General features: G+C 46.2%; 26 protein-coding genes. 15 read left to right on the plus strand and 11 right to left on the minus strand.

What is annotated here, in order from left to right; translation table 11 throughout:
* The first annotated feature begins 91 nt into the window (after positions 1 to 91).
* The 9 genes from GUA87_RS12360 (at position 92) to GUA87_RS12400 (ending at position 8,939) form a co-directional block, all read left to right on the plus strand.
* Positions 92 to 1,252: a DUF2336 domain-containing protein gene (locus GUA87_RS12360; protein WP_193716849.1), complete on the plus strand. Its 1,161-nt coding sequence runs from the start codon at positions 92 to 94 to the stop codon at positions 1,250 to 1,252.
* A 63-nt stretch (positions 1,253 to 1,315) separates the two neighbouring features.
* Positions 1,316 to 2,929, plus strand: a complete 1,614-nt coding sequence (locus GUA87_RS12365) for a PAS domain-containing sensor histidine kinase (protein WP_193716850.1) — start codon at positions 1,316 to 1,318, stop codon at positions 2,927 to 2,929.
* Between the two features lie 108 nt (positions 2,930 to 3,037).
* Positions 3,038 to 4,150, plus strand: a complete 1,113-nt coding sequence (locus GUA87_RS12370) for a DUF2336 domain-containing protein (protein ID WP_193716851.1) — start codon at positions 3,038 to 3,040, stop codon at positions 4,148 to 4,150.
* 92 nt (positions 4,151 to 4,242) lie between these two features.
* Positions 4,243 to 5,235, plus strand: coding sequence for a GTP 3',8-cyclase MoaA (moaA, locus tag GUA87_RS12375; protein WP_193716852.1), 993 nt, complete (start codon positions 4,243 to 4,245; stop codon positions 5,233 to 5,235).
* Positions 5,236 to 5,289: 54 nt separating this feature from the next.
* Complete coding sequence (locus tag GUA87_RS12380; RefSeq protein ID WP_193716853.1) at positions 5,290 to 6,057, plus strand: NAD kinase; 768 nt, start codon at positions 5,290 to 5,292, stop codon at positions 6,055 to 6,057.
* Between the two features lie 13 nt (positions 6,058 to 6,070).
* Positions 6,071 to 6,838, plus strand: coding sequence for an enoyl-CoA hydratase (locus tag GUA87_RS12385; protein WP_193716854.1), 768 nt, complete (start codon positions 6,071 to 6,073; stop codon positions 6,836 to 6,838).
* Between the two features lie 225 nt (positions 6,839 to 7,063).
* Positions 7,064 to 7,762 carry a ParA family protein gene (locus GUA87_RS12390; protein WP_193716855.1) on the plus strand — a complete coding sequence of 233 codons (699 nt, stop codon included), beginning with the start codon at positions 7,064 to 7,066 and terminating at the stop codon, positions 7,760 to 7,762.
* A gap of 26 nt (positions 7,763 to 7,788) precedes the next feature.
* A complete protein-coding gene (locus GUA87_RS12395; protein ID WP_193716856.1) occupies positions 7,789 to 8,247 on the plus strand; it encodes a hypothetical protein in 459 nt (152 codons plus the stop codon).
* A gap of 14 nt (positions 8,248 to 8,261) precedes the next feature.
* Positions 8,262 to 8,939, plus strand: coding sequence for a hypothetical protein (locus GUA87_RS12400; protein WP_193716857.1), 678 nt, complete (start codon positions 8,262 to 8,264; stop codon positions 8,937 to 8,939).
* Here GUA87_RS12400 and GUA87_RS12405 read toward each other — a convergent pair whose 3' ends face one another.
* Positions 8,940 to 9,287 (minus strand): Spx/MgsR family RNA polymerase-binding regulatory protein, encoded by a 348-nt coding sequence (locus GUA87_RS12405; protein WP_193716858.1) that lies wholly within the window; start codon positions 9,285 to 9,287, stop codon positions 8,940 to 8,942. It lies immediately after the preceding gene.
* Positions 9,288 to 9,392: 105 nt separating this feature from the next.
* On the opposite strand from GUA87_RS12405, the gene GUA87_RS12410 reads away from it, so the two are divergent.
* Positions 9,393 to 10,625, plus strand: coding sequence for a hypothetical protein (locus tag GUA87_RS12410; protein ID WP_193716859.1), 1,233 nt, complete (start codon positions 9,393 to 9,395; stop codon positions 10,623 to 10,625).
* A 256-nt stretch (positions 10,626 to 10,881) separates the two neighbouring features.
* Positions 10,882 to 12,093: an EAL domain-containing protein gene (locus GUA87_RS12415; RefSeq protein ID WP_193716860.1), complete on the plus strand. Its 1,212-nt coding sequence runs from the start codon at positions 10,882 to 10,884 to the stop codon at positions 12,091 to 12,093.
* Positions 12,094 to 12,095: 2 nt separating this feature from the next.
* On the opposite strand, the gene tgt is transcribed toward GUA87_RS12415, so the two are convergent.
* The 7 genes from tgt to GUA87_RS12450 form a co-directional block, all read right to left on the minus strand.
* Positions 12,096 to 13,226 carry a tRNA guanosine(34) transglycosylase Tgt gene (gene tgt, locus GUA87_RS12420; protein ID WP_193716861.1) on the minus strand — a complete coding sequence of 377 codons (1,131 nt, stop codon included), beginning with the start codon at positions 13,224 to 13,226 and terminating at the stop codon, positions 12,096 to 12,098.
* Positions 13,226 to 14,263 carry a tRNA preQ1(34) S-adenosylmethionine ribosyltransferase-isomerase QueA gene (gene queA / locus GUA87_RS12425; RefSeq protein WP_193717047.1) on the minus strand — a complete coding sequence of 346 codons (1,038 nt, stop codon included), beginning with the start codon at positions 14,261 to 14,263 and terminating at the stop codon, positions 13,226 to 13,228. The genes tgt and queA overlap by 1 nt, the downstream gene beginning before the upstream one ends.
* A gap of 75 nt (positions 14,264 to 14,338) precedes the next feature.
* Positions 14,339 to 14,821, minus strand: coding sequence for a peptidylprolyl isomerase (locus GUA87_RS12430; RefSeq protein ID WP_227711849.1), 483 nt, complete (start codon positions 14,819 to 14,821; stop codon positions 14,339 to 14,341).
* A 39-nt stretch (positions 14,822 to 14,860) separates the two neighbouring features.
* Positions 14,861 to 15,373, minus strand: coding sequence for a pantetheine-phosphate adenylyltransferase (gene coaD, locus GUA87_RS12435; RefSeq protein ID WP_193716863.1), 513 nt, complete (start codon positions 15,371 to 15,373; stop codon positions 14,861 to 14,863).
* Positions 15,374 to 15,431: 58 nt separating this feature from the next.
* Positions 15,432 to 18,176, minus strand: a complete 2,745-nt coding sequence (gene gyrA, locus GUA87_RS12440; protein WP_227711850.1) for a DNA gyrase subunit A — start codon at positions 18,174 to 18,176, stop codon at positions 15,432 to 15,434.
* Positions 18,177 to 18,358: 182 nt separating this feature from the next.
* A complete protein-coding gene (locus GUA87_RS12445) occupies positions 18,359 to 19,771 on the minus strand; it encodes a TrkH family potassium uptake protein (RefSeq protein ID WP_193716864.1) in 1,413 nt (470 codons plus the stop codon).
* A 114-nt stretch (positions 19,772 to 19,885) separates the two neighbouring features.
* A complete protein-coding gene (locus GUA87_RS12450) occupies positions 19,886 to 20,140 on the minus strand; it encodes a DUF6356 family protein (protein ID WP_193716865.1) in 255 nt (84 codons plus the stop codon).
* 138 nt (positions 20,141 to 20,278) lie between these two features.
* On the opposite strand from GUA87_RS12450, the gene GUA87_RS12455 reads away from it, so the two are divergent.
* From GUA87_RS12455 to GUA87_RS12470, 4 genes are all read left to right on the plus strand, one after another.
* A complete protein-coding gene (locus tag GUA87_RS12455; RefSeq protein ID WP_193716866.1) occupies positions 20,279 to 20,731 on the plus strand; it encodes an Lrp/AsnC family transcriptional regulator in 453 nt (150 codons plus the stop codon).
* A gap of 86 nt (positions 20,732 to 20,817) precedes the next feature.
* The gene (locus tag GUA87_RS12460; protein ID WP_227711851.1) at positions 20,818 to 21,855 is read left to right on the plus strand and encodes an ABC transporter substrate-binding protein; all 1,038 of its coding nucleotides are present in this window, start codon (positions 20,818 to 20,820) and stop codon (positions 21,853 to 21,855) included.
* A 61-nt stretch (positions 21,856 to 21,916) separates the two neighbouring features.
* Entirely contained in the window at positions 21,917 to 22,684 is a 768-nt protein-coding gene (locus GUA87_RS12465) for an ABC transporter ATP-binding protein (protein ID WP_193716867.1), read from the plus strand.
* A complete protein-coding gene (locus GUA87_RS12470) occupies positions 22,677 to 23,477 on the plus strand; it encodes an ABC transporter permease (RefSeq protein ID WP_193716868.1) in 801 nt (266 codons plus the stop codon). The genes GUA87_RS12465 and GUA87_RS12470 overlap by 8 nt, the downstream gene beginning before the upstream one ends.
* Before the next feature lie 19 nt (positions 23,478 to 23,496).
* On the opposite strand, the gene GUA87_RS12475 is transcribed toward GUA87_RS12470, so the two are convergent.
* The 3 genes from GUA87_RS12475 to GUA87_RS12485 are packed head-to-tail and all read right to left on the minus strand — an operon-like array spanning position 23,497 to position 26,327.
* On the minus strand, positions 23,497 to 23,997 hold the full coding sequence (locus GUA87_RS12475; protein ID WP_193716869.1) for an SRPBCC family protein: 501 nt from the start codon (positions 23,995 to 23,997) through the stop codon (positions 23,497 to 23,499).
* A gap of 3 nt (positions 23,998 to 24,000) precedes the next feature.
* Positions 24,001 to 24,402: an ArsR/SmtB family transcription factor gene (locus GUA87_RS12480; RefSeq protein ID WP_227711852.1), complete on the minus strand. Its 402-nt coding sequence runs from the start codon at positions 24,400 to 24,402 to the stop codon at positions 24,001 to 24,003.
* A 47-nt stretch (positions 24,403 to 24,449) separates the two neighbouring features.
* Entirely contained in the window at positions 24,450 to 26,327 is a 1,878-nt protein-coding gene (locus GUA87_RS12485; RefSeq protein ID WP_193716870.1) for an acyl-CoA synthetase, read from the minus strand.
* Positions 26,328 to 26,367: the final 40 nt, after the last annotated feature.

The following is a 26,367-nucleotide window of genomic DNA, read 5'->3' on the forward strand; positions in this document are numbered from 1 at the left end:
AATCACAACGGTTTATTAGCTTTTGCAATATAAATCTGAGGGGTCGATTCGCATAAAACTGCGACAAATGCCTCCAGAAGGAAGTGGTCTTATGGCTTTGAGTGAAGGTTTAGGTTTGAACGATCTGATCGCGCTATCCCGTAATGATAGCCGGGCCGCTCGTAGACGCCTTTTCGAAGATATGGGAAGTTTATTCCTCTCTGAAGAAGAGCGCATGACCGAGCAAGAACGCGCACATATTTCAGACATCATGACCAAGCTGATTAAGGAAGTAGAGATGTCAGTCAGACTATCTCTTTCAGAGAAACTCTCTGACCTTGAGGAAGCCCCAGAAGAACTTGTCACACTGCTTGCCAATGATGAAATTGACGTCGCCCGTCCGCTTCTAGTCAAAAGCCGCGTCCTTAAAGACCCGGATCTCCTCATGATTATCGAGCGGCGCAGCAAGGAACATATGCTTGCCATCACTGAACGGGATAGCATTAGCCCCCTTGTGAGCGACATGCTGATTGAACTGGGTGATGAAGATGTTATGGAACAACTTATCCGTAACAATGATGCAGAGATTTCTGAAGAGGCGCTCGCCTTATTGGTTGAGGAAAGCAGGCGTGTCGACGGTTTTCAAGAGCCCCTACTCGCAAGACACGACTTACCAACCGAACTTGCTCACAAAATGTTCTGGTGGGTATCCGCTGCTCTTAGAAGGCACATTATTGAGAATTTTAAAATCAATCCGGATTTCCTGGATCGGCAAATTCATAGATCAACTCAAGCAATATTGGACGACGATAGCATTCCGGAATTTGGGGAGACACACGCTGATAGGCTGGCAGCACATCTTGAAGCACGAAATGATCTGACAGAGCGTACCTTGATCCAATCTCTCAAAAGCAATCAGATCAGGTTGTTTCTTGCGGGGCTTGCGATCAAATCAGGGCTGCCCCCGCAAACTCTGGGAGATTTCGTCCATAACCGAAATGCTGAGTCCATGGCGGTTGTCTGCAAGGCATTGTCATTTGATAGAAACAGTTTTTCGGCAATTTTTCTGCTCACTCGCCGTGGTGGAGCATCAACGTCAGATGGACGCGCCGCGATCCAGCCGGCCGAGGTCGAGGCAGTTATGAAATTTTATGACAATCTGAATGTGGACAATGCACAGCTTGTGCTGGAACACTGGCGCATGAACACAGGATATTCAGAGGCAATAGATCAAATCAACGGTAACGACAATGATCAGATGGTTTATCTATGAAGGCTGTTTTTAAGGTGAATTTGACAGGTGGGGAGTAATCAGCAGAAGCTGGTTGAAAACTAAATGACAAAGAAAACATCAGGAAGTGTCGTATCATTGCGCGGTAGTGTTAAAAACACTGACAGTGCAACGATATCAGGTATACAAAGCGCCATAAGCAGGGACTTTTTCGATGCTGTATTCGATCAAGCACAGGCGATGTATATTGCACGACCAGATGGATCAGTCCTTTATGTAAACTCCGGTTATCAGGAAATCTTCTCCACCTCTTCCAACAGTCGCGCTAAAGACAAGTTATTCCCTTCCCTAAGCTCCGATCACCTTGAAATCATCAATCGCATTGCCGTCAGTAAGGAAGCGGAAACCAAACAGGTCGCTATAGAGACCGTAAAAGGGACGGAATATTATCTTTCTCGCCACTTCCCAATTACTGACAATAACGACAACTTTATTGCAATTTGCGGCTCGTTTATTAATTCAACGCGTCAGGTAAATGCCGAAATACGTCTTCGCCTTGAAAAACGGCGTTTCTTGGATATTACTCGGGCAGCATCCGACTGGATTTGGGAAACAGATGCTGATGGCAGCCTCACCTATGTTTCCGATCGCGCTGTACAAGCCGTGGGCCTCCCTCCGCTTCTTCTGAAAGGGAAACAGCTTACAGATCTTGGTACCTTTAACGCAGAAACCGGCCGCTTGAGTAAGGCAGAAGCAGCTATTGCAAAGCATATCCCGTTTCGCGCTGTCCCCATGACAATCATAGGGCGTGAGGGAGATAAAAAAATCTTCAATATCAGCGGTGTACCTGTCTTCAACGAAAAAGGACGTTTTGTTGGCTACCGGGGAACAAGCGATGATATAACAGCGCGGCTTGTGGCGGAAGACGAAGCATCTTCTTCAAAAGCCGACCTTGAAATGGCCATAGCTGAAATTACCCGCAAAAACATGCAGCTGGAAATGACCGCCAAGAAAGCTGTCGCGGCTGCACGGGCCAAAGATGAGTTTCTGGCAACCATGAGCCATGAGCTTAGAACACCTTTAAATGCAATTATTGGTTTTGCAGAGGTGATGGGCATGGAGACCTTCGGCCCTCTTGAGGGGAAATACAAGGAATATGTGAGCGATATTCTTAATTCTGGCCGACATCTGCTGTCGTTAATTGAGGACATCCTCGACATCGCACGTATTGAGAGCGATCGTATTCCAGTGGAAATTGAGAAAACATCTCTGCGCCAAATGATCGAAGACGCCACTTCTTTGGTCAGCAAGCACGCCGATGAAAAGTCCATCGATATCAGTGATTTTGTCGTAAATGAAGACTTTGACCTTAAGGTAGATCCGACACGCTGCTTACAGATTATCGTCAATATTTTGGGGAATGCTGTTAAATTTACCCAAAGCGGAGGAAGTGTCGGACTCGAAACACGTATTGATGGTTCTAGCATTCTTCTAACTATTTGGGACACCGGTCCAGGTATCGATGCGTCTGAGCTTGATAATATCTTTGAAGCCTTTAGACAGGCGCATAACGGCATCTACAGCCGAGGAGAGGAAGGCGTAGGCCTGGGCCTAACTCTTTCCCTTAAATTGGCACGTCTAATGGAGGGCGACATCACCGTCGAAAGTGAAGTTGGTGTAGGAAGTCGCTTTACAATTCGCTTACCACTAATGCTTTAATTCAGCTTAATTCTACATTGCCCGAAATTCATCTCGTCGATTTATCATTTATTAAGATTACGGGGCGATCATCGGGGAATGGTATGATTTAAGTATTAGGCAAATAAATTGAGTGCTCAAGGCTCTGATAACATAAACCAGATTTTGGGTCTGGTAGAACTAGCTGAGGACAGGTCTCCGACACAGCGAAAGTTCTTATACGAAAAAATCGGAAATTTTCTGATCGAAGATACTCACTCCTTCTCAACTGCAGAAAAGGAGTTGATGACGGATATTCTATGTAGAATCACGTCAGATGTTGAACATTCTATCCGTGCTCATTTTGCAAAACACATCGCCAACAAGGAAGGTATTCCTCATGACCTTCTTGTTTTCCTGGCTAATGATGAGATTGAAATTTCGCTCCCAATCTTGAAAGATTGCGGATTGTTAGATGAAACTGATCTCATTCAGGTAGTGCATACACGTTCAGTTCAGCACCAGTTAGCAATTGCTGCACGATCCAACATAAGTGGAACAGTATCAAAGGCTCTTTGCGATACTGGAAATGAAAAAGTCTGTATTGAACTTTTGAATAATCATACAGCAACCATCAACGAGAGCGAGCTCGAGTTTCTTGCGTTAAAATCAGAAAATATCGTCCCCTATCAACGCCCCCTTCTAAACCGACCATTTCTACCAGAACATATCGCCATCAAAATGTATCGTTGGGTATCGATCGCCCTGAAAGAGTTTATTAGTGAACATTTTGACATCGATCCCAGCCTTCTCCAAGTTGATCAAGCGGAACGTGAAGAAACCATTCGCTCTATTTCTGCTGAAAGCGACCCTTCGCAAATGCTTGTCAACAAATTGCACCGTGCAGGCGAACTCTCAAATGGTTTCTTGATGAAATCTCTCAGGCAGGGCGAAATTGACCTGTTTGAAATAGGCTTTGCAAAATTGCTGGATGTAAGCAGATCAGAAATTCAAAAAATCCTATATAGTGAAGATATGCAGGTTATAGCTGTGGCATGCCGCGTTATTGAGCTGGATAAAGCCGTCTTTTCGACCCTGATTGATCTGGTATCAAGCATCCATGAGGAGAGCGCCCCACTTGAGACAGAGGAGAAACAGGATCTGATTGCATTCTTTACGCTTCTCAAGCCGGAAGCCGCCGCGCGCGCCATTGTGAATAAATCCTTCATCAATGGTGATATCCGTTACTACGAGACAAATTAGCCAGCAGCATTCACTTGCAAAAACCACATTTGATTGTACCTTGTATTTAGTCCGTATTGAATCGCGACTTAAGAATGTAAGGGAAAAACAACGTGATTGATCCGTTTGGCAGAGAGGTTTCATATCTTCGGGTATCCGTAACAGACCGTTGCGATTTCCGTTGCACCTACTGCATGGCGGAAAATATGACCTTCCTGCCAAAAAAAGATGTCCTTTCACTTGAAGAATTAGAAGCCATTACCGCTTCCTTCATCCGCAAAGGGGTCAAAAAGGTACGCCTGACCGGTGGAGAACCTCTGGTTCGAAAAGGAATTATGGAGCTCATCAATAATTTGGGTCGCTATATCGATAGTGGCGAGTTGCATGAACTCACCCTTACAACAAACGGCAGCCAACTTTCCAAATATGCGAAAGATCTCTATGCTGCCGGTGTACGCCGAATTAACGTCTCTGTAGACACGCTTGATCCTCATTTATTCACGATGGTAACGCGATGGGGAGACCTGAGTAAGGTTCTAGAGGGACTGGATGCCGCTCAAGAGGCAGGATTAAAAATTAAAATTAATACGGTTGCCGTCAAAGGGGTGAATGATCACCAACTTGACGAAATGGTTGAGTGGGCTGGCGGCAGAGGTATGGATCTGACATTTATCGAAACAATGCCAATGGGTGCAATAGATGAGCTGAGATCAGAGAAATTCCTATCGCTTGAGGAAGTAAAAAAATCACTTTCTCAAAACTGGACTTTCCAAGACACTGACTACAAAACAGGTGGTCCAGCCGATTACGTCATTGTTCAGGAAACCGGTCAGCGTTTAGGATTTATCACCCCCCTCTCCCATAATTTCTGCGAAAGCTGTAACAGAGTGCGCCTGACCTGTACCGGAATGCTGTATATGTGCCTCGGGCAAAATGACAATGCAGACCTTAAACAGGTTATTCGTAGTACAAATGGATACGAGAAACTGGATGCGGCGATTGACGAAGCCATTGGCCGCAAACCTAAAGGCCATGACTTCATGATCGACAGGAAAAATGATCAAAAGCCAGCTGTGGCCCGTCACATGAGTGTCACTGGGGGTTAAACACCTAAATCAGGTTCGATACGCAACCCGCCCAGATGGCAGGGAATAATAAAGATGCAAAAACACCGTATTCATTTTACAGCCAGTGACACTGATGATGCCCAATCGGCCTGTAGACGCCTGATCCATCAGTATGGCCAACATCGCTCTAATGAAGCGTCTGTTATCGTCGCCTTGGGTGGTGACGGCTTCATGCTGGAAAGTATGCACCGCTTCATGGAAAGCAAATTGCCTATTTATGGTATGAACAAAGGCACAGTTGGCTTCCTGTTGAACAACTATGCTGAAGAAGACTTGTTCGACAAAATTGAAACAGCAAAAATTACGCGCCTTCACCCTTTGAGAATGATTGCAGAAGACACCCGAGGCGAAATCACTGAAGCTTTGGCTATCAACGAAGTGTCCCTACTAAGAGAAAGCCGTCAAACAGCAAAAATTCAGATCTCAATTGATGGAAATGTGAAGGTCGACGAATTAACATGTGATGGCGTACTGGTGGCAACACCGGCCGGCAGCACAGCATATAATCTGTCTGCACACGGTCCCATTCTCCCAGTTAATGCCGGTGTCCTTGCCTTAACCCCCATTAGTGCCTTCAGACCCAGAAGATGGCGTGGGGCAATCTTACCGAGGGAAGCACATATCCAGTTCGACATTCAGGATAGCCTTAAAAGACCAGTAAGTGCTGTGGCTGACGCTGTAGAGGTTAGAGATGTCAAAACTGTGAAGGTGGAAGAAGCGCCTGAAATAACGATAAATCTGCTGTTCGACCCGGAACATAATCTGGAACAACGGATTCTTGATGAACAGTTCATGCTATAAAAAGGAAATAAACATGAGCCAGTATGTAGATGTAAAAACAGAAAATGGCATTCAACTCATTACACTGAACCGCCCTGATAAGAAAAATGCGCTTCTACAAGAAATGTATGCAGTAATGGCAGACAGCCTGATTGCCGCGGATGACGATCCTAATATTCGTGTTACGGTGATAACTGGAACAGCAGATAGTTTCACTAGTGGTAATGATCTGGGAGATTTCTTGAATAATCCCGCTCAGAACGATGAAACTCCAGTCGCTCGATTTATCCGTTGCCTGGCTGAAATCAAAAAGCCCCTTATCGCTGCTGTGAATGGCCTTGCCGTTGGCGTGGGAACGACCATGCTGATGCATTGCGATCTGGTTTACGCCTCAACAAATGCTAAATTTTCGCTTCCATTTGTAAATCTGGCGCTCGTCCCAGAAGCATCCTCGAGTTATTTGATGCCAAAAATGCTCGGCCACCAGCGTGCATCGGAATTACTATTACTTGGGGAACCCTTTGACGCTGAGAAAGCGCAACGCTATGGCGTCATTAATGAAATCACGTCAACTGAAGATCTCCTTCCCAAAGCAATGGAAGCTGCTGCGAAAATCGCCTTGAAGGCCCCCGAAGCTGTGCGCTTGGCAAAAGCTCTGCTTAAGAACGACCAGGAAGCGGTTTTGAATCAGATGAATGTAGAGAGTGAAGTTTTCCGTGATCGCCTTCATTCTGCAGAAGCCAAGGAAGCATTTATGGCATTTATGGAACGTCGCGCCCCGGACTTCAGCAAATTCAACTAACCGACTTATTCAAGTATAGAGACAGGAAGGGCCTTAACCGGCCCTTTTTTATTGCCTTTATTGAAAATTTTATATTTTATTTATTAAAAAAATACTCAAGTAATTGTACATTTTTACTTTATAAATATTTACTTTCTAAATCTAAATTAATTTTTTTATTTAATACTCATCGGATAGTTCTAAAAACAACTGCTGTATCAGCGGTGAACATATTGGAGAAATTCGATGAAAGTCATTGCAGTTGCGTCACAAAAAGGTGGATCGGGTAAAACGACACTTGCAGGACATCTTGCCGTTCAAGCTGAAGCCGCTGGCGCAGGTCCGGTAGCCCTCGTTGATACAGATCCTCAAGGTAGTTTGTCAGAGTGGTGGAACGAAAGGGAATCAGAAACACCTCTATTCGCCAGAACCACAATTGATAAGCTGCAAGGTGATATCGCCCGTATGGCACAAATGGGCATCAAATTGCTGATCATTGACACACCACCAGCAATTACAGACACAATTGCAAATGTCATTCGACTATCAGATCTACTGATTATTCCAACCAGACCCAGCCCACACGATTTGCGCGCTGTTGGGGCAACTGTAGAGCTTGCTGAAGGATTGGATACCCCTCTTGTATTTGTTGTCAATGGTGCAACGCCACGTGCTCGCATCACCGGAGAAGCCGCAATTGCCCTGTCCCAACATGGCACCCTTGCCCCTTCCATTCTGCATCAAAGAGTGGACTTCGCCGCCAGTATGATTGATGGCCGCACTGTTATGGAACTTAATGCGAGTTCTCGTTCTAGCGAAGAAGTTGTCAAACTGTGGGATTACATCAGAACACGAATTGATCGTCCAAATCGCGGTTGGCACGATCAGAGATCACCTAGCATGAAACCTCAAACTGCTTATGGCCACAGCATGGCACAAGCTTAAGTTTCAAGTTCAAGAAAGCAGGTACCATGAAAGAAGCAGCATTTCTATCTAGCTCACTTATAAGTGCTAAAGGCATGGCCGGTCCGGCAACAAGGGCTCAGCCGCCGCAAGAAATTTTAGCTCGGAAAAGTCATCTTTCGCCGTCAACTATGGCAAAAGAAGTTCGTCCTTCTTCAAATGTAATAGAAACGCCTTCCAGAAAGCCGGTGGCCCAGGCAGCACCGATTGGCAAGTCAGCGTCAGAGCAAAATGTAAGAAAACTCCAAGCTGAGAATAAAAAGCTCAAACGAGATCATCTGGGGCGCGTCCGTATGAGTTTGCGCCTCTCACCCGATGAACATTTGACGCTCAAACTACTGAGCGCCTACGCAAACGAATCCGCACAGCATATTCTGGAAGAGGCACTGAAAGAATATGTCATCAAACATGGCGATAAAATTCTTCCACAAACATGCCATTGCATACGTGATCGCGTATTCAAATAACCGAGGGAAAAACCATGCAGGAAACAGTCAGAGGAGATGAGTACGAAGTTGCCAGTAATGCTGCATCCCTGGCCCGTATCCAAGTGCGCAAATCCAAAGGAATGGAATTTGGATCAGTGCGCAAAAAAGCAGGAGACATTACCGATAGATTGGCAATCCTCGCCAATGAACTGGAACAACAGGTCTCTCAGCCGGATCCTTCTCCAGATTTAAAGGGGTATTATCATGCAGAAGCATCGACTGTAGCTCCCCTACCACGGCAAATTGGTCCTGTACCAAAGGATATTCTAGAATATTGGATGCAAATCAGGGATGGGCGCAGATACCCGTCTTGGTCTGCCTTGAACCCAGATATTATTGGCGCCAACTGGCCCAATTGTGTGCTGATCCACATAAACAAGGAAATTGGCCGCCTGCAGGTCAAGTACGAATTTACTAACGCAATCAGGAAAGCAGCTACCGAATTGGTGCCCGAAGAAGCCATTCTGGGCCACATCGAATTTACACCCATGGTAATAGACTGGATACTCGCCCAAAGCCGGAGCGTGGCGGCAAACGGGAAACCCTGTCATGATACAGACTATTTCCCGTCGCTCACCGGTGAAGATCCCCTGAGAGTGATTGCACTGCCGCTTAGTGATAACAACCGCTCAGTGGATCATGTTCTCTGCTATTTGCAGAAATTAAACTAGTCAGCTTTCCAGCAAAGCCTGCTTCTCAATTTCTGTAAACCCAACCATAATAGACGTCCCGTCGTCAAAAACGGGACGTTTCATCAATGTCGGGTTATCGGACAACATCTGAAACGGTGTATCACCTTCCAAAACAGATTTTTCATTCTCCGTTAGCTTTCGATAAGTTGTGCCGCGTTTATTAATCAACTTCGCACGCCCAATAACCTTCTCCCATCGTTGGATGTCTTCCGAAGCAACAGGGTCCTTCCTGAAGTCCTGAAATTCAAAACTAAGGTTGTTTTCTTCTAACCATTTCAGAGATTTGCGAACCGTATCGCAGTTCTTAATTCCATATACCTTTAGCATCAACCTACCCTGTTTTTTTCCTAGTTTATGTTTATTCCCTAAGGATTTGCAACGCAATCAGCTTTCACAAACTTTAAACCCTGGCGTCCACAAACTGGAGGCGCCATGAAATTTTTACATCTTCTTCTGTCAAAATTTGATCATTCAATTGATGAAGCCAGTATTGAAAAGCTAAACCTATCTACCGCATTTCAAAATATTCGATTGATTGTTATTTCTTCCTCTGAGAACAGCATTCATCTGAACAAAGAGGATCTGTATATACTTATCAAGGCCCAAAAAAAATACGAGGACGGCTCTCTAACACCAGAAGAAGAAGTTGAGTTCTGGATTGCTTATCGGCAAGTGTCCGCTCAGTTGAAACCCATTACCATCAGCAGCATCAAAGCGAATTTCGAGTCCGGCGTAGCTCAGAGCAAGTTTTTCATCCCCTTTATTTATGATAAACGTCCATTGTCGCGAAAATGCGCTTCCAACTACAAACTCCTCTCTCTGGTGACTTTGGTTCTTTTAATAGGAATTCAAATCTATTGGTATATCGGTTGGACACTGACCAATGACATTAGCGCACAGGCAAATTCCGTCCTCAAGATGCAACGTCAGTTGGCACAAATTGAGTCGGAATATGAGGCCTCAAAAGCAGTTAGTGAAAGAGTTGTCCCTGACGCCCGTGTTCAACAAATTGCAGAATTGAGACAAAGAATCAAAGAGCATAGTGATTGGAAAGACGCTGCCTCAAACCATTTGGAAAACTGGAATGAGGTCTGGTCAAACCTTGATCTTCTTACGTTGCAGCCATGGCAAGTCGATCAGTATCTGACATTACCTGAAGAGGTTCAAAGGCGCATCCAGTTTGTAGCTGCGGACAACATCTTGGCAGCTATCACAAGCTATATTCTGCCTATATTGTATGGATTAATAGGGGCGTGCTTCTATATCTTACGGCAATTACCAAAAGAGATAGAAAACCTGACCTTCTCCATGAATTCCTATATTGAATACAGTCTGCGCATGGCCCAAGGCCCGCTGGCCGGAATGATGGTCAGTTTCTTTTTCGCCTCTGAGGATGCGGACCCTGCAACAATAACGAACAGTATACAAACGCATTCTGTAGAGACGAATCTCTCTACGCTAAGTCCGTTGGCTCTGGCCTTTTTAGCCGGGTATAGTGTGGAGTTCATCTTTAAACTGATTGACCGAATGCTTTCGACAGAAGAAATACAATCAGAAAAATCTGCTAGCACAGCCGTAAATAAAAATTACTACAGCATTGAAAACAATACCAAAAAAGAAGGTATCAAACCTCGCTCGAATAGCGAGAAAGAGAGTAATACTTAAGTAAGCCATTGTATTACATTTTAATAATTTTTTAAGTTTTTGCGTTGATTATGAAAACTGTCCAAGGTTGATCGAAGTCGTTGCTACCTATTTCCAAGCCCCCCCTACTGGAGTAGCAGCGGCTTCGGTTGCTTTTTTTCAGCAGAAAAAACCTTCCAACATTTTCCACTTCTAACTTAACGAAATGGTAATAGTAGCAGTGCAAGTATACCGTCACATTATTGTTTTATGAACGCCACGAGTGGAATAAAAAAAATTGCATCGCATTGAAATCAAAAAAGGGGATTTGGTTTTAGCCGATCAGGATAACGCTACATGTGCGTATATTGTGGAAGCTGGAAAAATTGCGATTGATGATCGCGCATCCAGCACTCCCACCTATTCGGTTGGTCCCGGTGAAATGTTTGGAGAATACGGCATCATTGGAGATGCGGTACATTATTCCACGGCAAAAGCGCTTGAGGACAGCATTCTCATGGTTGTCACTCAGGAAGAAATCGAAGAGAAGAGCGAGCAAGCCGATCCAATGGTGCACCTCTTCCTGAATTTCTTTATGGATCGTTGCCACAGTTTAACGGTTCGTAGTTTGGGAAGTGACGATCAAGTCCAACATTTCACATCTCGCCGTAAACACTGGCAAAACAACATTCAAACAATCCAAGAACAACTTCTTGAGCAGTTCAAGTTGAAAGACGAACTTGAACGCGCTCTCGCAAATGAAGAATTTGTTCTGCACTTTCAGCCGATTATTTCCCTAAGGGGAGGCTTTACGGCAGGCTTTGAAGCCTTGATCCGCTGGCAACATCCAGATCGCGGGCTTCTTTCGCCTTTTTTCTTCATCGACACAGCTGAAAACACAGGGATGATAAACGCGATCGGTCAATGGGTTTTCAAAGAATCATGTCGTTTCAGTCGCATTTTTAATGAAAAAGCTGCCAATAGCAGAAGCCCTGAAATCTTTATCAGTGTGAATATTTCTGCGCGTCAATTCGAAGAAGACGACATGGTAGAAAATTTTAAAGCTAGTCTGGAAGAAACCGGTGCAGATCCGGCAAAAATTCAGCTGGAAATCACGGAAAGTGTCTTGATGACAGATACTGACCGTGCGCAAAAAATGTTGTACGAGCTGAAATCAATGGGCTTTCAGATTGTACTTGATGACTTTGGAACAGGGTACTCTAGCCTCAGCTACCTCCACAAGTTCCCTATCGACAAATTGAAAATCGACAGGTCTTTCACCCATTCCATGCTGGATGATCAGGACAGCCAGGAAATTGTCCGCGCGATTGCTGGCCTTTCCCATAACATGGATATCGAAGTCGTTGCCGAAGGTATCGAAACCATGGAGCAACTTTCAATGTATCGGGATCTTGACTGCCACTATGGGCAGGGCTTCTTGATCGCGAAACCGCTGCCAGTGGACGAAGTTTATGGCATTCTCGGTACAAGAATGAAACTGAACGGATAAGATTATAGGGGATCTATATCCCCTTGCTCTTGCGCGGCATGAAACTCCAAAGCGAAATCCGCCAAAGCCCCCGCCTCAATTGCATTTCTCATACCTTCCATCAAATCCTGATAGTAGTGCAAATTATGCCAGGTAAGTAGAACCGAACCTAGTATCTCCTTCGCTCGGAATAGGTGATGCAAATAAGCCCGTGAGTAATTCGTACAGGCAGGGCATCTACATTCCGCATCTAACGGCCTTGGATCTTCCTGATGGCGTGCATTGCGCATATTAATAGTGCCGTAACGTGTAAAGGCTTGTGCATTTCTTCCAGAACGTGTCGGAAGAACACAATCGAACATGTCTACGCCCCGCATAACACCACCAACCAGATCGTCCGGTTTACCAACGCCCATCAGGTAGCGAGGCTTGTCAGTCGGCATATAAGGTGTTGTGACCTCAAGGGTACTGAACATATTATCCTGCCCCTCACCCACTGCGAGACCACCGATTGCATAGCCTTCAAAGCCGATATCTGTAAGGGCATCAATGGATTCGCTTCGAAGGTCTTCATAAATGGATCCCTGCACGATGCCAAATAACCCATAGCCAGTACGATGTTCAAACGCATCACGTGATCGCTTTGCCCACCTCATGGAGCGTCGCATACTATCAGCGGCAACCTCATGGGTGGCTGGAAACGGCGTACATTCGTCAAACGCCATGGTAATCGTCGCATCCAGATCATTTTGGATCTGCATCGAACGCTCTGGTGTCAGTTCAAATTTCCTACCGTCAATATGGGATTTGAACGTCACACCATTTTCATCCAATGTGCGCAACTCATTAAGGGACATAACCTGAAATCCACCTGAATCGGTCAGGATAGGCCGTTCCCAATTCATGAATTTATGAAGACCGCCCATTTTGCGTACCCGCTCAGATCCTGGGCGCAGCATCAAATGGTAGGTATTCCCGAGAAGGATATCCGCGCCTGTCTGACGAACAGCTTCAGGTGTCATGCCCTTCACAGTCGCAACAGTACCGACCGGCATGAAGGCTGGCGTACGGATATCACCGTGAGCAGTCTTCAAAACACCGCGTCTTGCCGCGCCATCCTGTGCCAGTACATTAAATTTGAATTCCTGCGTCATTATTCCGGGTCTTTCTTGAACAATAATGAACTATCGCCGTAGGAATAAAAGCGGTAGCTGTTATCAATGGCGTGCTGATAGGCATCTTTCATTTCAGATAGGCCACTAAAAGCAGAGACCAACATAAACAAAGTTGACTTAGGCAGATGGAAGTTTGTCATCAGGACATCTACTGCTTTAAACTGATAGCCCGGGGTGATGAAGATATCTGTCTCCCCTCTGAAAGGTTGAACAACGCCTTCGTCATTTGTTGCGCTTTCCAGAAGGCGTAAACTTGTTGTTCCAACGGAAATAATGCGCCCACCGCTCTGACGGATTTCATTTAGCTTTGCCGCAGCCTCTTCTGTGATCTCACCATATTCGGCGTGCATTTTGTGATCATCAGTATTGTCCGCCTTCACAGGAAGGAACGTCCCTGCCCCTACATGCAACGTTGTCGCAACTGTTTGCACCCCTTTTTCAGCAATGCGTGCCAACAATTCAGGTGTAAAATGCAGTCCCGCAGTTGGCGCAGCTACCGCACCTTCTTCACGCGCAAACACGGTTTGGTAGTCTTCTTTATCCTGCTCATCTACAGGACGGATCGAACTGATATAGGGTGGCAGCGGGATCTCACCATAGGTAACCAGATTTTCCATGAGTTTGGCACCGGCAACATTAAAGGCAAGGACAACCTCCCCGCCTTCCAGTTTCTGAGAAACCATTGCATTAAAACCATCTGCGAACTCAATAACATCACCAGCTTTCAGTTTCTTAGCAGGCTTTGCAAATGCGTGCCATGTATCCAAACCAACATTTTTATGAAGTGTCACTTCGATTTTGGCGGTTCTCCGCATCCCCCGAAGCCGGGCAGGAATTACCTTTGTGTCATTAAACACAAGTACATCCCCTTCTTCCAGAAAGTCTGGAAGATCACCAACGGTTGAGTCAGATAGTCCCCCATCCACGATAAGCATCTTCGCTGCTTCGCGGGGAGTTACAGGACGATCCGCAATTCGTTCATTTGGAAGATCGAAATCAAATTCTTCAACAAGCATAGCTTTAAACAGCAAACGAACGGCGCTTCAAAAATGAAGGCCGTTCGCTGCATCCCATTATGGAAATTTCTATAGTTAAGCTACGTCAGCCGCGACTTTCATGCTGACAATTTTGTCAGGATCAGTCACAGAACCATTCATCATACCATCACCTTTTTTGATGCTATGAACATGTTCCATGCCTTCTGTAACCTGACCCCAGATTGAATACTGGCTATCCAAATGAGGAGCAGGCGCGAACATGATAAAGAACTGGCTGTCAGCACTGTTTGGATGTGCAGCACGCGCCATAGAACACGTACCTTCTACATGTGCTTCACCTGAAAACTCTGCATCCAGATTCTGACCGGAACCTCCAGTACCATTTCCAAGCGGGTCACCAGTTTGAGCCATAAAGCCGTCGATCACACGATGGAAAACAATTCCATCATAGAAGCCTTCACGTGCCAATTCCTTGATACGTGCGACGTGATTTGGGGCCAGATCGGGGCGCATTTCGATCACAACACGTCCATCTTTCAATTCAAGATACAGCGTGTTTTCAAGATCTGCAGACATTTCGTTGCTCCTGTTTGCCATTAACGGGCAATGTTTAACTTAACCTTTTTCGGTGCGGATTTTTGCCACCCGCTCCACAATACTCTTGGCTGTCTCAGGCGAGACAAATTTTGTAATATCACCATCCAGAAATGCGATCTCTTTCACAAGGCTGGAGGCAATAAACTGATGTTGATCAGATGCCATCAGAAATACTGTTTCAATTTCAGAATTCAAGCGGCGGTTCATTCCGACCATCTGAAATTCATATTCAAAATCTGAGACAGCCCGCAGACCACGGACAATAATGCTGGCGTTGCATTCCTCCGCAAAATGCATCAGCAGATTATTGAAGGGTCTCACTTCAAAGTTAGTTCCTGGAAATTCCAAGGTCATTTTCTTGACCATCTCAACCCGCTCTTCGACAGAGAAAAGTGGGTTTTTTCCAGGGTTCATGGCGACACCGATAACCAATGTATCGACCAATTTCGCCGCCCGTTTGATAATATCATAATGTCCCAAAGTTATGGGATCAAAAGTACCGGGGTACAGTCCTACGCGTTCTGTTGACATGAGGGGGTTCCTTTCAGATTCGCTATTTCTATGCTAGCTTCAATCAAATTCGCACCAATTACTCTTCGGCAGTATCGCCATTATCAGGGGCTTCTGTCATAGCCCCATTTTCCTGCTCATAATCGTCCCCATTTTCATCATCAGAGTCAGATTTCGCCTCTTCCAATGCGGTTACAGATACGACTTTTTCTCCCTCGGCAGTCTTGAACAGGGTTACACCCTGTGTGTTACGTCCCGCAATGCGGATGTCTGTTACAGGTGTCCGGATCAACTTGCCACCATTTGTAACAAGCATGATCTGATGGTCCTCAGTGATCGGGAATGTCGCGGCAACCTGTCCATTGCGCGCGGATGTTTCAATATTGATAATCCCTTGACCACCGCGGTTTGTCACCCGGTATTCATATGCATTTGTTCGCTTGCCATACCCATTTTCAGTAATGGACAAGAGAACCTCTTCTTTTTCCAGAAGTTCCTGATAACGCGCTTCATCAAGGCCTGCGTAATCAGTGACGTTACCGTCTTCATCGACGGAGCGGCGTGCCTTCAGATATGCATCACGCTGTTCTGTTTCCACGTCAACATGCCCAAGAATAGACATGCCAATAACACTGTCGCCAGCGGCCAGCTTCATGCCGCGGACACCAGATGAGTCGCGACCTTTAAACAAACGAACATCGGTAGCCTGGAAGCGAATACACTTACCGCCCTGAGCCACCAGTAGAACGTCTGATTGATCCGTGCAAAGTTGGACGCCGATAAGTTCGTCATCATCATCCAGCTTCATCGCAATCTTACCGTTGGATTTCACGTTAGAGAAATCACTCAGACGGTTACGACGGACACCACCTTTGCCTGTAGCGAACATAACCTCGTAATCATTCCAAGTCTCTTCATCTTCCGGCAACGGCATCATGGTGGAGATGACTTCACCATTTTCAAGCGGCAACAGATTGATAATCGCTTTGCCAAGGCTCTGCGGAGAACCAAGTGGCAGGCGATACACCTTCATCTTGTAGACGCGACCGAAGGAGGAGAAGAAAAGAACAGGTGTGTGAGTATTCACCACAAAGACCTGCGTTACAAAATCCTCATCGCGGGTCTGCATACCTGCCCTGCCCTTACCACCACGGCGCTGTGGACGATATGTGGAAAGTGGTACACGCTTGATATAACCCTTGTGGCTCACTGTCAGAACCATATCCTCACGCTGGATCAGGTCCTCAATATCATGCTCGAACTCGTTTTCTTCGATAACTGTCCGACGAGGTGTTGCGTACTTCTCTTTCATTTCGAGAAGCTCATTTTCAATAATGCCAATCAGTCGGGCACGGCTTGACAGAATATCAAGATAATCCAGGATCTTGGTTCCAAGACCTGTCAGTTCATCACCAATTTCATTCTGCCCAAGAGCCGTTAGGCGTTGTAGACGCAGATCAAGAATGGCACGCGCCTGAAATTCAGACAGACGATATGTTCCATCATCATTGATAGGATATTCTGGATCATCTACAAGACGGATCAGGCTTTCAATTTGAGTTGCCGGCCAATCTCGGGACATCAATTCCGCACGCGCTGTCGCCGGATCTGGCGCACCGCGAATAACCTTGATGATCTCATCAATATTGGCAACTGCAATTGCCAAACCGATCAATACATGGGCCCGCTCCCGCGCTTTGCGAAGGAGGTATTTTGTACGGCGAGTTACAACTTCTTCACGGAAATCAATAAAGGCTTCCAGAAGCTGCTTCAGGTTCATTTGTTCAGGTCTGCCGCGATTAAGCGCCAGCATATTAACGCCAAATGATGTTTGCAGTGATGTGAAACGGTAAAGTTGGTTCAAGACAACTTCAGCAACCGCATCACGCTTCAATTCAACAACAACGCGCACACCATGACGATCAGATTCGTCACGAAGGTCCCCAATACCTTCCACTTTCTTGGAGCGCACCAGATCGGCAATTTGCTCTACAAGACGGGATTTGTTTACCTGATACGGAATTTCAGTAACAATCAGGGCATGGCGGTCTTTGCGGATTTCTTCGATATCCACTTTGGCGCGCATAATTACTGAGCCGCGGCCCGTTGTCAGACCACTGATAGATCCTGAACGTCCAAGAATTGTACCGCCTGTTGGGAAATCTGGCCCTGGAACATATTCCAGAAGATCTTCTGGTGTGAGTTCTGGTTTTTCCAGCAAAGCAACACAGGCATCCACCACTTCACCCAAGTTATGAGGTGGAATATTTGTTGCCATACCAACCGCAATACCGCCTGCACCATTTACCAGAAGGTTCGGATAACGCGCTGGTAGAACTGTGGGTTCTTGTTCGGAATCGTCGTAGTTATTTGCAAAATCGACAGTTTCCTTGTCGATATCATCAATCAGGCTTTCCGCAGCTTTCTGAAGGCGTGCTTCAGTATAACGCATGGCGGCGGCTTTATCACCGTCCATGGAGCCGAAGTTACCCTGCCCTTCGATAAGGCGAAGGCGCATGGAGAAGTCCTGCGCCAAACGAACCATTGCATCGTAAATCGCGCTATCACCATGAGGATGATAACGACCCATTACGTCACCGACGACACGAGCAGACTTGCGGAATGGCTTATCAGAAGTATAGCCGTTCTCATACATCGCATAAAGAATACGGCGGTGAACTGGCTTAAGACCATCACGTGCATCCGGAAGAGCACGTGAGACAATCACGCTCATGGCATAATCCAGATAGGATTTGCGCATTTCCTCTTCGATTGTGACAGGAACGATATCTTTATCGGTAGGTGTCGCGGTTGTGTCGTTCAAAGCAAACTTCCAGATCGTTAAAAAGACCCGGATCTCCCTCGACCGGATCTTGCATTTCTACTCTTTAGTCTTTTTCCGCCATGTGGCGTTTATTGACCTTAACTTCTACAAGATATTGAACGGCATCGCAACCTATTGCAAGTGCGAATAGCCCATCCGAAAGGGGCTTTTTACTGTCAAGGTTATTCGCGCCAGAAACGGGGCGTTAAAAAGATGAGAAGCGTGAAGATTTCAAGTCGTCCCAAAATCATTTCAAGGGATAGTATCCATTTGGCTGCCGTAGGAATATCTGCAAAATTTCCGGCGGGGCCGATAATGTTACCAATTCCCGGCCCCACGTTGGTAATCGCAGCCGCGGACCCGCTAACCGCTGATTTAAAATCCATCCCCAATGCCATCAGGATAACGGCAAACACCGCAAAAGTTGCGATGAATACGAAAACAAAACTAGCAACACCCGTAAAAACGCCGGTTTCAATTTTCTTACCCTCATATTTCTCAGCAAAAATACCGTTTGGGAAGACTTGCTTTCGAATGATCTGACGGATCATTTTTGCACTGATAATAAAGCGTAGAACCTTAATACCGCCCGTTGTCGAGCCGGTACACCCGCCTGAGAAAATCAGGAAAAAAAACAGCAACGCAGAGAAACCGCCCCATGCAGAGTAATCAGAAATACCGAACCCGGATGTTGTCACCACAGAAATGACACTAAATGTGGCATGCAATAGCGCATCATAGAAAGTGAAATCTTTGCGAAACACCAACCAAAGCACCAGCATCGTAATGATGATGACAAGTGAAATGGAATAAAGTTTTAGCTGTTCACTATTGAAGCGTCGCACCCGAATGGCCCGGATATACCAAAGGAAAGGCACGCTTCCCAAGAACATAAATAAAATACAGGTCCAGTAAATCCAGTGATTTTGGAAATACCCGATTGACGCATCGTGGGTAGAAAAGCCGCCCGTTGCCACCGTTGTAAACGAATGGGCAATGGCATCAAAAACAGTCATACCTTCGACCAAGTATGCCATCGCACAGGCAACTGTCAGGCCTATATAGACCCATAATGTGGTGGACGCGAGTTTCGCCGCTGACGGCAGCTCTTTTTCAGAGCTTTCGGAGCTTTCAGTCCTGAAAAGCTGCATACCACCGATACCCAGAAACGGCAGCATGGCAATGGCTGTCACAACGATACCGATGCCACCCAGCCATTGCAGGAAAGCGCGCCACATCAACAAACTATGGGGAAGGTAGTCCATCCCCTCAAGAACGGTTGCCCCTGTTGTGGTGATCCCTGATGTCGCCTCAAACACGGCATCCGCCAAAGGCATACCATACATATAAAAGGGCAAGGTTGCGGCGGATGTAAGGACCAGCCAAATTGAAGCCGTGAGGATAAAGATCTGTTTGTGGGAGAAGTTGACCTGCCCACCACGCGCGGCGAGCATCAGACCAACACCGACAAAAATGATAACCGTAAAGGCCTTGAGGAACGGCAAATCCGCCCCTCTGTTCAGTGTTTCAATCAGCAACAAAGGCAGAGATATGATTGAAAGAACCGCGCCATTTACAAAAAGGATAGGTCGCATTGACTGTTTATCGATCCAATGGATTTAGGATCGATTAATCCCCCATTTAATTCATTTCCATGGGCGATTTATGCGATGTATGCCGCTGCAGGTCAACGGCTTTCATCTTGAGCTTTAAGAGCTGACGACTTTACCGCGCTCTTCAAATGGCGCTTTTACAACGCGGTTTGTCACCATTCTAGCGTGCAGTTTGTTGATGATTCCACTTGCAGTTTTCTCAAACATAAATGGAAGTATAGCATGAACCGTTGCACAAAATGCGGCGGCGAAAAGAGAGATCGCAAAGCTGCCTGACATATACATGTGCTCAGTATAGGTCTCATTTACAGAATTTGGGTGCTCGGTAAAAATATTTTTAAGACCAGACATTTTACGCTCCATCACGAGATAATTTCTAGAATTAGTTTCCCGCATCTCATCTGAAATTATTTCCTTATTCTTGACAAACAACACACCTAAATGGGAATATTTTCACAATATATTTTAATTATTAGGAACAAACGTTTCATGGATGCACTTGATAAGAAAATTCTGAGACAATTGCAGACCGATAACAGAACACCCGTCAATGATCTTGCGGAAATTGTCGGTTGTTCCCGTACTGTTTGCTGGAGGCGGATCAAATCTTTAGAAGAAGCAGGCATCATTCGCGCCAATGTTGCTCTGCTCTCACGGGATAAGGTTGGGCTTCCCGTTACAGTTTTTGTAAACGTCAAAACAGCGTCTCATGAAACGGGATGGCTTGAGAAATTTGCCCGCGCCGTTGAAACCTTTCCGGAAATTACCGAATTTTACCGCATGAGCGGAGACGTAGATTACCTTCTGAAAGTCGTTGTGCCAGATATCGCATCATATGATGAATTTTACCGTCGGTTGATCACTGCTATTCCTTTAAGTGATGTCAGTTCCAACTTTGCCATGGAAGAAATCAAATTCACGACTGCCCTGCCCGTACGTTGATCCACCTCCGCCCACGAATTTAATTGATTGACCTCCACCTATTTCGTAGGCTCGGGGAAAATTAATCGAAGTATCGGGAGGAAAAAATGAACCCCTTAAAATCTATCTCAATGACACGCCGCCTTGTTTTGGGTGCCGCCGCTGGCGCTGCAACAATGGTTGGCTTGATGAGCGGTGCAGTTGCCGCTGATAAAATCACCATCGGTGCCCTTCGTTTCACATCACACTCGCCTTCTTTTATTGCCGTTGAAAAAGGTTACTTCAAAGAAGAAGGACTGGATGTTGAACTGAAATTCTTCCAAGCTGCTCAGCCAATTGCCGTCGCTATTGCATCTGGTGACATTGATTTTGGTGTGACAGCTCTTAGCGGTGGTTTTTACAGCCTGGCGGACAAAGGCGCACTTAAAGTTATTGGCGGACTGATGTCAGAGAAAAAAGGTGCCCCTGGCAACACCATCATCGTATCGAACAAAGCCTATGATGAAGGCGTTAAAACACCTGCTGACTTGAAAGGTCGTAGCTGGGCCATGACCCAGCAAGGATCATCCTTCCACTACATGGCAGGTATTATTTCTGAAGCAAATGGCTTTACCACGAAAGACATGCAACTGAAACCACTTCAAAAAGTGGGTGCCATGATCGGTGCCTTGAAGTCTGGTCAGGTTGACGGCATGGCGATCGTTCCGCATATCGCATCCGCACTTGCTCGTGGTGGAGCCGTAAAAGTTATCGGCAAAATTCAGGACATGAGTGACTATCAGGTGACAACGATCTTTACTTCCACGAAAAATACAACAGACCGTAAAGACGTTGTGCAACGTTTCTTGAAGGCCTACTCGAAAGGTATCGCGGATTATCACGCTGTTATGCAAAATCAGGATAAAGACCCAGCCGCGACCGAAGCAATGGTCGATCTGATCCACAAATATGTATACACAAGCCGCCCACGTGAAAAAGCAGCTCCATCCATTAAAGCAGGTGCAGTTTACCTGAACGAAGGTGCGGCCTTGAACGTTAAAGATGTAGAACGTCAGCTTAAATGGTTCCAGGACAACAAACTGGCACCTAAAAGCCTAACAATCGACAAAATGGTTGATGCAAGTTTCGTAAAAACAATCAACTAATCCAAACTCCAAGGGGGCTATCAGCCCCCTTCTCCTTACCAAGTAAAGCGGCAGTTTTTCCATGGATCTTCGGCTTGACCATATTACCCATCGTTACGATACGACGGATGTACTTAGCGATATCGAACTTGATATTCAGTCTGGGCAAATTGTTTGCATCATTGGGCCTTCAGGCTGCGGAAAATCGACGCTTCTCCGGTTCATTGGCGGCCTTGAACAGCCAACTGAAGGAAAGGTCTTTCAAATCGGTGACGCGCCCGAGGATAGTTTAAACCCCCTCACCTACATATTTCAGGACTTCGCGCTTCTACCGTGGCGAACCGTTTCCGGGAATATCAGCTTGGTGTTGGAAGATCATGGGATCAAGGGGAGCGCCGCAGATGACATTATTTCTGATGTCCTGAAACGCACAAAGCTCTCAGATTTCGCGAACGCCCTTCCCAAACAACTCTCCGGCGGAATGAAACAACGTGTTGCCATTGCCCGCGCTCTTGCTGTTCGCCCTGCATGTTTGCTGATGGATGAGCCCCTTTCCGCCCTCGACAGCCAAACACGTGAACTCTTGATGGATGATCTTGTCGATCTATGGCTTAAAGAAAAATACACGGCCGTTTATGTCACTCACAATCTGAATGAAGCCGTTCGCTTGGGCCATAAAGTTGTTGTTCTGTCACGCCGCCCAGGTCGCATCCGGGAAATTGTGGATATCGACATCCCACTTGATCAGCGCCAAGACAATGAAGCCTTGTTGAGCGACAAACAATCCTATCTTTGGGAACTCATGCGCGAAGAAGCCATCGCCGCAGATCAGGAGCTGACGAATGCCTGACACAAAACACTCCAAACCAGTTCCCTATCGGGGTGGTGGCTTTAATCCGCGCCAATCCAGATGGGTTGCGCCAGTTGTTTTTGCGTGTCTACTCACCTTTTGGGAAACAGGGTCCAGACTTGAATGGATCAGCCCCTTGATTCTGCCCGCACCTTCTTCTGCCTTTATAGCCTTTATGGATCTGGCAGAAAGTGGTGATTTGGGAAAACATATTAGCGCGTCATTGCAACGATTGATCATAGGCTGGTTTTTCGGAACCCTCCTTGGTGTCACATTTGGTGTCGCTGCAGGGCTTTTTACCCTTGCTCGCGGGGGGATCGTCCCCTTTGTAGCCGCGATCTTCCCGATCCCAAAAATTGCCCTTCTGCCGTTATTTATTATCTGGTTTGGGATCGGTGAAGAATCGAAGATCGCAACCATTCTGTTTGGTACGTTCTTTCCAACTGTGATTGCTGTTTACGGGGGCGTAGATAACGTTGACCGCGGCCTCATTCGGATGGGTCAGTCTTTTAATCTTAGCTGGTGGTCGATCGTCAGGAAGATCATCTTACCAGGTGCCCTGCCCGCCATGTTATCGGGTTTCAGGATTTCCGCCTCTATCGCCATTATTCTTCTGGTAGCCGCAGAAATGATTGGTGCTGAGTATGGTATTGGCGCCTATATTCTGCTTGCAGGTAACCTGATGGCTATGGATCAGTTAGTGGCTGGCGTGACCATGCTTTCCATTATGGGACTAACCGTCAGCTGGCTTATTGGGCGCGCAGAGAAGTATCTACTGAAATGGCGTGTATAAAACCCGCCACCTCAAATAGTTATTGTCCAATTTTCATCTCTTCCAACAACTCATCTATAAGGGAATAACCTGCCCCCCAACCGCCTTTCATGCCTTCTTTCATTTGGGCAAAGCATTCTATTTCACCAGGTGTCGCATCCACCGGCACCTGAGACAAGGTTACAGATGTTTTGCCTTCTTTTTCGGCAAAAGTAACTGTTGTCAGAAGAATACGCGGCCAATTTGGCATCATGGGGTTTGCAGTCACGTTCCAGTTTTCATCCGCAGAACAATGATGCCAAACAAGTTTTTGTTCAGGCACTATTTCTTTGAAGATCACTTTTTGAAAGTTTGACCCATTTGGAAACTTCATTTCGTTCAGCCATTCCCCATCCGGCTGAAGATCGAATTTGTGGATAACAGTTTCCAGATTTGGGCCATACCATTTTGCCAAATACTCAGCTTCGGTCCACACTTTCCATACCAGCGAAACCGGAGCATCAAAATCCCGCGTAAAACTGAAAACAGGCAAGTCATTCATAGTTTATTCCCCCTCATTTTGTTTCGAGTTCATTTGAATAAGCAGTTCATCAAGTTGGTCGAAACTGGTCCCCCATAACGGTCTGAAATCTACAAGCCAGCCAACCGCAGTTTTCAAGTTCTCAGCCTTCAGTTTAGCGGGACGCCGCTGCTCGTCGATATTCCGCTCAACCAAACCTGCTTTTTCCAAGACTTTTAAATGTTTTGAAATAGCAGGCTGACTAATATCAAAAGGCTCCGCAATTTCGCTTACGGACGCTTCCCCGTTCATAAGACGAGTTAAAATTGCCCGCCTCGTTCCATCCGCCAGAGCATGAAATACAGCATCTAGATTTACAGATGCCTCTACATAACCATTTTGTTCCATAACCATATGGTTATTATTAATTGAAAATTCAGTCAACAAATAAAAAGGCCCTTCTAGTGAAGAGCCTTTTCAAAGAAAGTCGCTGATTAAATCCAGTCTATCTCGTGGTGGAATGTGTAGGCGCCAATTTTATGGTGGATTTCCTTTTCCAACTCTTCATTTTTCCCACCGCTGACTTTAAGGCGGGCGGTTAGGCCAAAGTTTGGATGGTTTTCCATTTCCACATCGATATTGCCGCTACTATTTTCGAAATTCGCAAGCTCTAGCTTTACAACACGTTCTGTAGCCTCCATCCGCAAGGCGGGCTTAAATATTTTACCAACACCTGTAAGCGGCATTTCATCGATGATGTTGATCTCAGCTGGGTTGCCGGCACGCTCAACAATGCGTTCTCTCGCAAATTCTTTCAGCTCATCTTCCGTTACAGACATGCCCGGTTTTAACTGAACATAAGCAATGGGCATCTCACCAGTGTAGTTATCAGGGCGACCGATAGCCGCTGCAAGTTCAACTGCTGGATGCTCATGTAAAGGCTCTTCAATCAAAGCAGGGTCAATGTTATGACCGCTTCGAATTATCAGGTCTTTGGCGCGACCGGTCAGCCAGATGTAACCATCTTTATCAACACGCCCGAGGTCACCACTATTGATCCATCCGTCACTGGTAAAGGCTTTGGCATTGTGCTCTGATTGCACGTAACCCGGCATTACAGTCGTGCCTTTCATAACGATAACACCAATTTCGTCCACATCTGCATCACGCACAATATTGCCAGCATCATCAAGAATGACAGCTTTGACATCTACATAAGGTTGGCGCACACCGATGGAACCAAATTTTGGCTCTGCATCACGTGGCATAAGGGTGGTGAATGACGTCACCTCTGTCATGCCATAGCCTTCAGCCATCATCACACCAGATTTTTTAGTGATTTCTTTCAAGACTTCAACCGGCGCGGCGGATCCGCCTGTTGCGCCAATACGCAAAGTACTGACATCCGCATCCCCAACAGGAATATTCAAAAGCGCCGATAGTACAGTCGGGACTGCTCCTAAGACAGTAATCGAAAACTTATCAACCAGATTCCAGTAGTTCCCTACGACAAGAGGATCCCTAAATCCAATAGGGCTTGGTACCACAAGGGTAACGCCGATAAGTAATGGCACCATGCCAACGACAATTGATCCACTGATATGGAACAGTGGAAGGGCCCCGATCATGGTGTCCTTCTCGCTATATCCAAGAAGGAAACCCGTACCAGCCCTTTGCAGCAGTTGCATCCGGTTGGTATGCGGAGCCAATTTTGGAACCCCCGTTGTTCCTCCTGTGTGATAATATCCAACAATGTCATCCAGACTGCGGGCTGGCAGACCTTTTATCCTTTCAGATCGTTGAACTTCCATTGTTTGGGTAAATGGCTTGATAAACTCGCCATCACATTCAGAACTTCCACCCAGCAGGATCACAGCTTTCAGCTCAGGAAGATGCCTAATGATATATTCAACTTTTTCCCAGATCTCTGCGCTAAGGGCACGTCCTGGGGCGACCAGAATACGGCTTTTGGCCGCTTGCATAATGCCAACAATATGTTCTGGCTCCAGCATCGGATTAACAGAATTGATAATCCCAACACTTTCGGCCGCGAATAGGGTGTAATACGCCTCAGCAGTCAGGGGGAGGAGGTTTGTTACAGACTCATCTGGCGCCAAGCCAGCTTCCAAAAACATGTTGGCGGTCTGATGAATTTTACCCTTCAGTTCCCTAAAAGTAATGTGCTTCCCCTCTCCTAAGGGATCACCCATTGGCTGAATGATCAACGCATCCTTTGTTGGAAACCTTTCTGCAGTTTCACAAAACGCATCATAAACAGTGTTGTTTCTCAGCCAGTTTTCCTCTGGAATTTCCTCGAACTTTTTGACGTCCTCAATTCCACGAAAGGGAATATCCAGTCGTTGTGAAGCCATTTTATCCTCCCCTAATTCTGCTGATTACCCCGTTTGTCTC

Origin of the sequence: Sneathiella sp. P13V-1, assembly GCF_015143595.1 — a bacterium.
Lineage (GTDB): Bacteria > Pseudomonadota > Alphaproteobacteria > Sneathiellales > Sneathiellaceae > Sneathiella.

What these genes read in the sequence shown, in the direction of transcription:
- tgt (WP_193716861.1), bottom strand. Translation starts at nt 13,226, where the DNA reads ATGACGCAGGAATTCAAATTTAATGTACTGGCACAGGATGGCGCGGCA.
- GUA87_RS12360 (WP_193716849.1), top strand. Translation starts at nt 92, where the DNA reads ATGGCTTTGAGTGAAGGTTTAGGTTTGAACGATCTGATCGCGCTATCC.
- GUA87_RS12470 (WP_193716868.1), top strand. Translation starts at nt 22,677, where the DNA reads ATGCCTGACACAAAACACTCCAAACCAGTTCCCTATCGGGGTGGTGGC.
- coaD (WP_193716863.1), bottom strand. Translation starts at nt 15,373, where the DNA reads ATGTCAACAGAACGCGTAGGACTGTACCCCGGTACTTTTGATCCCATA.
- GUA87_RS12405 (WP_193716858.1), bottom strand. Translation starts at nt 9,287, where the DNA reads ATGCTAAAGGTATATGGAATTAAGAACTGCGATACGGTTCGCAAATCT.
- GUA87_RS12400 (WP_193716857.1), top strand. Translation starts at nt 8,262, where the DNA reads ATGCAGGAAACAGTCAGAGGAGATGAGTACGAAGTTGCCAGTAATGCT.
- GUA87_RS12465 (WP_193716867.1), top strand. Translation starts at nt 21,917, where the DNA reads ATGGATCTTCGGCTTGACCATATTACCCATCGTTACGATACGACGGAT.
- GUA87_RS12475 (WP_193716869.1), bottom strand. Translation starts at nt 23,997, where the DNA reads ATGAATGACTTGCCTGTTTTCAGTTTTACGCGGGATTTTGATGCTCCG.
- queA (WP_193717047.1), bottom strand. Translation starts at nt 14,263, where the DNA reads ATGCTTGTTGAAGAATTTGATTTCGATCTTCCAAATGAACGAATTGCG.
- GUA87_RS12395 (WP_193716856.1), top strand. Translation starts at nt 7,789, where the DNA reads ATGAAAGAAGCAGCATTTCTATCTAGCTCACTTATAAGTGCTAAAGGC.
- GUA87_RS12445 (WP_193716864.1), bottom strand. Translation starts at nt 19,771, where the DNA reads ATGCGACCTATCCTTTTTGTAAATGGCGCGGTTCTTTCAATCATATCT.
- GUA87_RS12365 (WP_193716850.1), top strand. Translation starts at nt 1,316, where the DNA reads ATGACAAAGAAAACATCAGGAAGTGTCGTATCATTGCGCGGTAGTGTT.
- GUA87_RS12455 (WP_193716866.1), top strand. Translation starts at nt 20,279, where the DNA reads ATGGATGCACTTGATAAGAAAATTCTGAGACAATTGCAGACCGATAAC.
- GUA87_RS12410 (WP_193716859.1), top strand. Translation starts at nt 9,393, where the DNA reads ATGAAATTTTTACATCTTCTTCTGTCAAAATTTGATCATTCAATTGAT.
- GUA87_RS12450 (WP_193716865.1), bottom strand. Translation starts at nt 20,140, where the DNA reads ATGTCTGGTCTTAAAAATATTTTTACCGAGCACCCAAATTCTGTAAAT.
- GUA87_RS12385 (WP_193716854.1), top strand. Translation starts at nt 6,071, where the DNA reads ATGAGCCAGTATGTAGATGTAAAAACAGAAAATGGCATTCAACTCATT.
- GUA87_RS12390 (WP_193716855.1), top strand. Translation starts at nt 7,064, where the DNA reads ATGAAAGTCATTGCAGTTGCGTCACAAAAAGGTGGATCGGGTAAAACG.
- GUA87_RS12460 (WP_227711851.1), top strand. Translation starts at nt 20,818, where the DNA reads ATGAACCCCTTAAAATCTATCTCAATGACACGCCGCCTTGTTTTGGGT.
- GUA87_RS12380 (WP_193716853.1), top strand. Translation starts at nt 5,290, where the DNA reads ATGCAAAAACACCGTATTCATTTTACAGCCAGTGACACTGATGATGCC.
- GUA87_RS12485 (WP_193716870.1), bottom strand. Translation starts at nt 26,327, where the DNA reads ATGGCTTCACAACGACTGGATATTCCCTTTCGTGGAATTGAGGACGTC.
- GUA87_RS12430 (WP_227711849.1), bottom strand. Translation starts at nt 14,821, where the DNA reads ATGTCTGCAGATCTTGAAAACACGCTGTATCTTGAATTGAAAGATGGA.